This window comes from Chryseobacterium limigenitum (assembly GCF_900114875.1).
Classification (GTDB): Bacteria; Bacteroidota; Bacteroidia; order Flavobacteriales; family Weeksellaceae; genus Chryseobacterium; species Chryseobacterium limigenitum.
The window spans coordinates 101,732-108,480 of record NZ_FPKW01000014.1; the positions used below are offsets into that span (position 1 = coordinate 101,732).

Below are 6,749 nucleotides of genomic sequence, written 5' to 3' on the forward strand. Positions count from 1 at the left end.
AAAACCATCTTTCACGAGATGGTTTTTTAATTAAATATTTTTGTATCTTTAAAGTAATCAGAGAGATATAATATTTTTCCGCAGTCTGAAAACTGGATAATTGTACATATTTCATTTTCATAAATACCTTTTCCTGACATATTTCCCAAAGAATTGGTTTGGTAGAAATATTTTCCGTTTCCTAAAGGGAAAATCTCAGAAACCCGCCATTCGATATTTTCATAACGTCTGAAAATAGCCCTGAACAAAGCCAAAATTCTGTTTTTACCCGAAATTTCTTTGGAAGGAGGGATCCAGATGATACTTTCATCAGTAAACCATTTTTCAAGCTGTTCTGTTTTTAAAGAATTTAAATCCTTCATAAAATGACTGATCTTACAATTCATAATTTTCATTTATGTAATATACGCGAAAATTATTAACTTGGTTTTTTATTTTAAATGATATGAAAGAGCTATTCATCAAACGTTTCGAATATTACAAATCTCTTGGCGACAAAACATTTGAGCAACTTTCTGAGGAGCAGATCTTTTGGCAGTTTAATGAAGAAAGTAACTCAATAGCTATTATTGTGAAGCATCTTGCAGGAAATATGCTCTCAAGATGGACGAATTTTTTAACGGAAGACGGCGAAAAAAGCTGGCGAAACCGTGACGAAGAATTTGTCAATAATTTTAAAACTAAAAAAGAGATTGTAGATTTTTGGGAAGAAGGCTGGAAATGTTTTTTTGATGCTTTAAACCAAATTAATGATGAAAATTTATATTCTACACTTTATATAAGAGGCGAACCTCAGTTGGTTGTAGATGCGGTTTTCCGTCAATTGGCACATTATCCTTATCATATTGGGCAAATAGTTTACATCGCCAAAATGATGAAAAATGACGATTGGAAAACACTTTCCATTGCCAGAAATAAATCACAGGAATTTAATTCTGAAATGAAAAATAAATTCTCTGAGACTGATTTTAATTCAAATTCTTCGCCTGTTTGCTTTCGAAATAGTAGCGAAGTGAGAGACGAATATAAACAATAGACTGAATCAATTCAGAGTTTTTATTTAAATTACTATCTTTGCACCCATAAAAAATAAGGAATACTCAATGTCCCATTTTCATAGAACTGCCGCTTTTCATACACTCGGCTGCAAATTAAACTTTGCGGAAACATCTACTATTGCCCGTCAATTAACAGATGCCGGTTATGATAAGGTAAGTTTTGATGATAGAGCGGACATTTATGTAATCAATACCTGTTCGGTAACTGAAAACGCAGACCGTGAGTGCAAACTTCACGTAAAAAGAGCAATGAAAGCCAATCCAGAAGGGCTGGTAGTAATTGTTGGATGTTATGCGCAGTTGAAGCCTGAAGAAATTTCACAGATTACCGGCGTTGATTTGGTTCTTGGAGCCAAAGAAAAATTCAATATCCTAAGCTATTTGGATGATTTAGAAAAATCTGAAAGCGAGGGAGTTGTACATTCTTGTGAAATTGAAGAAACTGATTTTTTTATCGGAAGTTATTCTATCGGTGACAGAACCAGAGCTTTTTTGAAAGTTCAGGATGGTTGCGATTATAAATGTACGTATTGTACGATTCCTTTAGCGAGAGGAATTTCCCGTTCAGACACCATCGAAAATGTCCTGAAAAATGCTAAAGAAATTGCTTCGAGAGATATCAAAGAAATCGTTCTTACAGGGGTAAACATTGGTGACTACGGTAAAGGCGAATTTGGAAACAAAAGACACGAACATACTTTCTTAGACTTAATTTCAGAGCTTGATCAGGTTGAGGGGATCGAAAGAATCCGTATTTCTTCTATCGAACCGAATCTTTTAAAGGATGAAAGTATCGAGTTGGTTTCTAAAAGTAAAAGTTTTGTTCCGCATTTTCATATTCCGTTACAATCGGGATGCGATGATTTGTTGAAAAAAATGAAACGTCGCTATTTAACAAAATTATACAACGACAGAGTCAATAAGATCCGTGAGGTAATGCCTGATGCGGCTATCGGTGTTGATGTAATCGTTGGTTTTCCGGGAGAAACAGAAGAAAAATTCATGGAAACTTATAACTTCCTGAATGATCTTCCAATCACTTATCTACACGTTTTCACATATTCTGAAAGAGAAAATACAGAAGCTGTAGGTATGGAAGGTGTTGTTCCGGTTCCCGAAAGAAAAAAACGTAATAAAATGCTTAGAATCCTTTCTGAAAAGAAAAAGATGGCATTTTATCAAACACAATTGGGCAAAACGCTTCCTGTTCTTTGGGAGCATGAAAATAAGGATGGCAAAATGTTTGGCTTCACAGAAAATTATGTGCGAGTGCAAAAAGATTTTGACCAAGCGTCTGTAAACCAGATAGAATTTCTGAATTTAGAAAAAATCCTGTCAGATGGCACGGTTTCTGTGCAATCTTCTTATGAAAGTTTTTTAGCAAAAGCGTAGTCTCTTTGCAAAATTTCTACTAAATTTATTTTTAACTTTTAAATATTACATTCTATGAGAGATAAGTTTTTATCTTGGGGAATTGTATTAGTAATTGTTGCATGGATTGTAGCTTTACTAATCAGGGCAGATTATTGGATACCAATTTCGTTGTCTGCGTTCTATGCATTAGGCGTATACAACGCCTATCAGTCGAAACACGCTATTTTAAGAAACTTTCCTGTTGTGGGGTATTTTCGATACTTTTTCGAGAGTATTTCGCCTGAAATGCAGCAATATTTTATCGAAAGAGAGACTGACGGGAAACCTTTTCCAAGAAATCAACGTTCCGCAGTATACAGACGTGCTAAAAACTTGAGTGATACGGTGCCTTTTGGAACTCAGTTAGAAGTTAATCACAGAAAATATGAAGGAATTAAGCATTCCATTTATGCTAAATCTCCCGTAGAAGAACTTCCTAGAGTTTGGGTAGGAGGGGAGCAGTGCTCGCAGCCTTATCACGCTTCATTATTTAATATTTCGGCAATGAGTTTCGGGGCACTGAGTGACAGAGCTCAAATTTCTTTAAATAGAGGTGCTAAAAAAGGGAATTTTTACCATAATACAGGTGAAGGAGGGATTTCTCCCCACCATTTGGAAGGAGGTGACCTTTGCTGGCAAATTGGGACGGGATATTTTGGATGTAGAGATGATGAGGGTAAATTTAACCCTGAATTATTTACAAAATATTCCAATCTTCCGAACGTAAAGATGATTGAAATTAAATTATCTCAAGGTGCAAAACCAGGTCACGGTGGAGTTTTACCGGGAGTAAAAAATACCCCTGAAATTGCAAAAATCCGTCACGTCACACCGGGAATGACGATTATTTCTCCGCCTTCACATTCAGCTTTTTCTAATGCAGCAGGCTTGTTGAGGTTTGTACAGCAATTAAGAGAACTTTCCGGAGGAAAACCTGTTGGATTTAAATTGTGTATCGGGGATACTAAAGAATTTGAAGATATCTGCGTTCAGATGAATGTTCTTAAAATCTATCCTGATTTCATCACCATTGATGGCGCAGAAGGAGGAACAGGAGCTGCACCACCGGAATTTTCTGATGGAGTAGGAATGCCTTTAGAACCTGCTCTGATCTTTATTAACAGAACCCTGAACAGCTATAATGTAAGAGATAAATTAAGAGTCATTGCCAGTGGAAAAGTCTTAACAAGTTTAGATATTCTGAGAGCCGTTGCAATGGGTGCAGATATGTGTAATAATGCGAGAGGATTTATGTTTTCTTTAGGCTGTATTCAGGCGTTGAGATGTAATAACAATAAATGTCCGACGGGAGTTGCAACACAGGATAAAATGTTAATTAAAGGTCTTGATGTTACGGATAAAGCAGAAAGAGTATATCATTTTCATAAGAATACACTTCACACTTGTAATGAGTTGATTGCAGCAGCAGGAAAAAGTTCTTATGAAGAAGTTGATGCCACAATGTTTATGAGAGGTGATGAATTTGATCATCTGGCAGACCTTTATTTCCCTGATATTTTGGGGAATGTTAAGCAGAAAGCGAGATTTTAAACTATCAAAAAGTAATTTCAAAATAAAACCCGCTACGAATTTCATAGCGGGTTTGTTATTTTATAGATTGAATATTCTTATCTAGCAGTCGTTTTATAAACCTGGAAGTTGAAAACAAACGTTCTGTTTCTGAACGAATAACCACTGTAATTATAGTGAGCATCCCTTGCAAAAGCCGCTCTGGAAGGAACAATGATTACACCTTGTAAGTTATAAGGAGAACCATCAGTTTGATCAAAAGCCTTAAATTTTTGTAAAGCCTCGTTATAACCTTCAATTACGTAATAACTTGGTTGTTTTGCAGCATCAGTTGTTGCTTGAGTTATTAAAGGATCGGTTAGTGGATCAATATAGTAAAACTTTGGATCTACTACAGGCGAACCAGACCCGTCAATTGTATTGTATCCTGTCATATCAGTCCCTGAGATGAAAGCAACATTTCCATCTGTGTTGGCAGCAAGATAAGTTCTAGCTCTCATCATCGTTCTGGTAATATCCGTAGCGCCAATTGTTGTACCTGTTGTAGGTTGTGCATTAGCTTTTACGATATAAACGACACCTGAAGGCAATTTTACAGGAGCAGGAATCATAGCACTTAGTTTTGTTTGATGATCATCAGCTGTATCTGTTGCGCTGAAAGCTTTTATATTTCCTTGTGTATCCAAATAATTAGCATCTAAAAACTTATCAATAGACTGGTCGTCATAGGTGTTTTGTACTGCGATGTCTTCTGGTTCTACATAAGTTTCAACATCATCATCCTTTTTACAAGCAGAAAAGCACAGTGATCCCGCAAGGATATATAAAAATATTTTTTTCATTTCAAAAAACTTTGATTACTTTACAAATAATATAACGACAAAAGTATAAAAAATTATGAGAATAGATAAATTTTTATGGAGCATTCGTTTTTATAAAACCAGAACCATTGCTACTGAGGAGATTAAGAAAAATAGAGTTTCCGTTGGTGAATCGGTTGTAAAGTCTTCTAAAGAAGTGAAGGAAGGAGATGTTATTAAAATCCGTAAAAATCAGATTGATTACAAAATTAAGGTCATCCAGATTCCTAAAAGCAGAATGGGAGCCAAGTTGGTTCCGCTTCATATCAAGGATATGACGGACAAAGAGCAGTATGAAATACTCAAAATGCGTAAAATGACCCAAGATTATTACAGAACCAGAGGAGAGGGAAGACCCACCAAAAAAGACAGACGAGACATGGATGAATATTCAGGAAATGATATTTCCGGAGATTTTACAGACTGGGATGACTTTTTTGGCGAAACAGGTGACTCCAATGATACAAACGAAGATGAGAAAAATGAAAAAGATTTATAAATACAATTTTTCAATGATTTCATTAACGATGTCTTCCGGTTCTCGCGAATCTGTAATGATGTTAAACTGTGCTTTGCTGTAGAATTCATTTCTTTCGAATAAATGCTTAGCAATAAATTCAGGAAGGTTTTCATCCGAAATGTTGGCTATTATCGGCCTTTTCTCTTTTTGTTTTGAAATCCTTTCTGATAAAGTTTTAATCGAAGCTCTTAAAAATACACTCTTAGAGTTAAGATTAACAATTTCCATATTGTTGTAATAAACAGGAGTCCCTCCGCCCAGGCTTAAAACAAGATTTTCTTCCGTAGCCAGGAGCTCTTCCAAAGTTTCTCTTTCCAGCTTTCTAAAGTAGATTTCTCCCTTTTTTTCGAATATTTCAGGAATGGTTAATTTATTTCGCCTAGAAATCTCTTTATCTAGGTCAATTAATTTAAAATTTATTTTCTCGCTTAATATTTTGGAAATGTGAGATTTGCCACTTCCCATGTATCCTACCAGTGAAATTATCATGAATTTATTTTAAACAAATTTGCGAAAAAGTTTTGAGAAATAAAAAAAAGCTATATCTTTGCACCACTCAAAACAAGGGACGTTACTCACAACAAAACTTGATAATAAAGTGACCGACTCGGTAGCTCAGCTGGTAGAGCAATACACTTTTAATGTATGGGTCCTGGGTTCGAATCCCAGCCGGGTCACAAGCGAAAAAATGATTACTAGATTTTTGTAATTCTTTTTAGCCTGCGTGGTGAAATTGGTAGACACGCCATCTTGAGGGGGTGGTTTCCTAAGGATGTGCTGGTTCGAATCCAGTCGCAGGCACTGCAAAGAAAATTGAAATTTTATTTTAAGATGTGAATTATTTTTCATACTTTTGCAATCTTAAAATTTAGTGACCGACTCGGTAGCTCAGCTGGTAGAGCAATACACTTTTAATGTATGGGTCCTGGGTTCGAATCCCAGCCGGGTCACAAGTTTACTGAAAAGTAAATTTTTTTCATATTAATATTTTGTGATTTGGTGTTCAAAGGCTTCCTAACGGTGGCCTTTGATTTTTTATATATATTAAAGCTAAATCAATTTTTTAAATTAATCTTAGAATTTCATCAATAATAAACGGATCAATCTCAAAAGTTGGGGAGGAAAAAAATATTGCTAATTTTGTGGAATGTTAAACGATGCCGAACTCCTCAAATTATTTTTACCTGAACTCTTGATTGAGCATTTTGAGATTGTAAAATTTGAGGAAGAAAATAAAATCCTCCACATCTATTTTGACGAGAAAAATACAGCTCCGAAAGAGTTTTCGTCTCTGTTATTGCAGTCAAAAGGTTTTGTTCCGGAAATTAGCGTTGACGATTTTCCTCTTCGTGGAAAAACAGTAAAACT

Annotated in this window: 8 protein-coding genes and 3 tRNA genes; 8 read left to right on the top strand and 3 right to left on the bottom strand. The window is 35.4% G+C overall.

Annotated features, from left to right (window positions below; translation table 11 throughout):
• Positions 1-26: 26 nt before the first annotated feature.
• Positions 27-386 (bottom strand): nuclear transport factor 2 family protein, encoded by a 360-nt coding sequence (locus BT156_RS15830; RefSeq protein WP_139255499.1) that lies wholly within the window; start codon positions 384-386, stop codon positions 27-29.
• A gap of 59 nt (positions 387-445) precedes the next feature.
• Between BT156_RS15830 and BT156_RS15835 the strand changes: the two genes are divergently transcribed.
• The 3 genes from BT156_RS15835 to BT156_RS15845 all read left to right on the top strand — a co-directional run bounded on the left by BT156_RS15835 (position 446) and on the right by BT156_RS15845 (position 4,022).
• Entirely contained in the window at positions 446-1,036 is a 591-nt protein-coding gene (locus BT156_RS15835) for a DUF1572 family protein (protein ID WP_072411485.1), read from the top strand.
• Positions 1,037-1,103: 67 nt separating this feature from the next.
• The gene (gene mtaB, locus BT156_RS15840) at positions 1,104-2,450 is read left to right on the top strand and encodes a tRNA (N(6)-L-threonylcarbamoyladenosine(37)-C(2))-methylthiotransferase MtaB (RefSeq protein WP_072411487.1); all 1,347 of its coding nucleotides are present in this window, start codon (positions 1,104-1,106) and stop codon (positions 2,448-2,450) included.
• A gap of 54 nt (positions 2,451-2,504) precedes the next feature.
• Positions 2,505-4,022 carry an FMN-binding glutamate synthase family protein gene (locus tag BT156_RS15845; RefSeq protein ID WP_072411489.1) on the top strand — a complete coding sequence of 506 codons (1,518 nt, stop codon included), beginning with the start codon at positions 2,505-2,507 and terminating at the stop codon, positions 4,020-4,022.
• A 77-nt stretch (positions 4,023-4,099) separates the two neighbouring features.
• Here BT156_RS15845 and BT156_RS15850 read toward each other — a convergent pair whose 3' ends face one another.
• Positions 4,100-4,843 (bottom strand): hypothetical protein, encoded by a 744-nt coding sequence (locus tag BT156_RS15850; protein ID WP_072411491.1) that lies wholly within the window; start codon positions 4,841-4,843, stop codon positions 4,100-4,102.
• 55 nt (positions 4,844-4,898) lie between these two features.
• Between BT156_RS15850 and BT156_RS15855 the strand changes: the two genes are divergently transcribed.
• A complete protein-coding gene (locus BT156_RS15855) occupies positions 4,899-5,360 on the top strand; it encodes an RNA-binding S4 domain-containing protein (RefSeq protein ID WP_072411493.1) in 462 nt (153 codons plus the stop codon).
• On the opposite strand, the gene BT156_RS15860 is transcribed toward BT156_RS15855, so the two are convergent.
• Positions 5,355-5,870, bottom strand: a complete 516-nt coding sequence (locus BT156_RS15860; protein ID WP_072411495.1) for a shikimate kinase — start codon at positions 5,868-5,870, stop codon at positions 5,355-5,357. The two genes, BT156_RS15855 and BT156_RS15860, sit on opposite strands and share 6 nt — an antisense overlap.
• Positions 5,871-5,985: 115 nt before the next feature.
• On the opposite strand from BT156_RS15860, the gene BT156_RS15865 reads away from it, so the two are divergent.
• The 4 genes from BT156_RS15865 to BT156_RS15880 form a co-directional block, all read left to right on the top strand.
• Positions 5,986-6,058, top strand: a tRNA-Lys gene (locus BT156_RS15865).
• Between the two features lie 41 nt (positions 6,059-6,099).
• Positions 6,100-6,182: transfer RNA gene (locus BT156_RS15870), tRNA-Leu, on the top strand.
• Between the two features lie 76 nt (positions 6,183-6,258).
• A tRNA-Lys gene (locus BT156_RS15875) sits at positions 6,259-6,331 on the top strand.
• 197 nt (positions 6,332-6,528) lie between these two features.
• Positions 6,529-6,749, top strand: a 221-nt coding sequence (locus BT156_RS15880) for an ISAon1 family transposase N-terminal region protein (RefSeq protein ID WP_449384798.1), incomplete at its 3' end; no start/stop codon positions are given.